Genomic DNA, 1150 nt, shown 5'->3' on the forward strand with positions numbered 1-1150 from the left:
GCTTCGACGTGCCATGGAAGGACCTCGAACAGCAGGCGTGGATCGCGACCGCGACGTGCGTCGAGGTCCGGGTGCCGATGAGCGCCGAGCGGCGCATGGCGTACGCCCTCGCGGAGCGGCGGGTGCAGTTTCGTGTCGCCGCCGAGAACCCGGCGAAGCTCGGCCCCCTGCGCGACATCCTCCGCCGCTATCCGGACGGTCGCGTGCTCGTCATCGGCGGGTACCTCGACCAGGTCGAGGCCATCGCGAAGGAGATCGGGGCGCCGCTCGTCACCGGGAAGACCGCGCAGGCCGAGCGGGAGCGGGTGTACGAGCAGTTTCGTCAGGGCGCGCTGCGCCGCATCGTGCTGTCGAAGGTGGGAAACTTCGCCGTCGACCTGCCCGATGCCGACGTGCTCGTCCAGGTCTCGGGCGCGTTCGGCTCTCGCCAGGAGGAGGCGCAGCGGCTCGGGCGGATCCTGCGGCCGAAGCGGGATGGGCGCGCGGCGCACTTCTTCACGCTGGTCTCCCGCGACACGCGCGAGGAGGAGTTCGCCCATCACCGCAAGCTGTTTCTCACCGAGCAGGGCTACTCGTACCAGGTCCGGCTGGCTGACCCGACCGGAGCGTAGTCGACATAAAGGCCCTTGCTCTCCATTAGCCTCCGGGCAAGCGGCGCTCGAGGTAGCGACGAACGCCCTCGTGGGCAGCAAGAAGGTCGGGCACGGCCTCGTAGGCGGCGTTCAAGTTCCCGGCCTGGCGTTCGGGATCGTCCGGATACGAGTGGGCGATCCGGTTCCGGATGGCGACGAGCAGGCGGAAGCTCGCCGCCGACGGCAGGGCGCCGAGGCGGTCCATCAGTTCTGCCATTTCGCGGCGCGCGAGACCCCGAACGTCCTCGCCTCCGACGATCGCGACCACCTTGAACAGTTCATCCTGGATCGTGTTGACGAGCTGCTCGTAGCGCTTGAGGAACGCATCGAGGTCATCTTCGACATCGGGTGGTAGCGCCGTCACTCGCGCGGGCGACAGCGGGAACTGCGCGGCCAGCTTGCCCTGAGATCGCGCCAGGCGCCGGGCACAGCCTTCGGCGGAGCGAAGGGCCTGCCGGGCCAGTGCCGCTTCCGCGGCGCTCACAGCGGCACGCCGTCGCGGAGCGCGATCCGCTCGA

2 protein-coding genes are annotated in these 1150 nt (G+C 69.6%); one reads left to right on the forward strand and one right to left on the reverse strand.

The window, feature by feature from the left end; all coding sequences use genetic code 11:
* Positions 1-611, forward strand: a 611-nt coding sequence (locus tag Q8Q85_01880) for a helicase-related protein (protein ID MDP3772994.1), incomplete at its 5' end; no start/stop codon positions are given.
* A gap of 25 nt (positions 612-636) precedes the next feature.
* On the opposite strand, the gene Q8Q85_01885 is transcribed toward Q8Q85_01880, so the two are convergent.
* A partial coding sequence (locus tag Q8Q85_01885; GenBank protein MDP3772995.1) for a hypothetical protein occupies positions 637-1150 on the reverse strand: 514 nt, incomplete at its 5' end.

This window comes from Gemmatimonadales bacterium (assembly GCA_030697825.1).
In the GTDB taxonomy this organism is placed as follows: domain Bacteria; phylum Gemmatimonadota; class Gemmatimonadetes; order Gemmatimonadales; family JACORV01; genus JACORV01.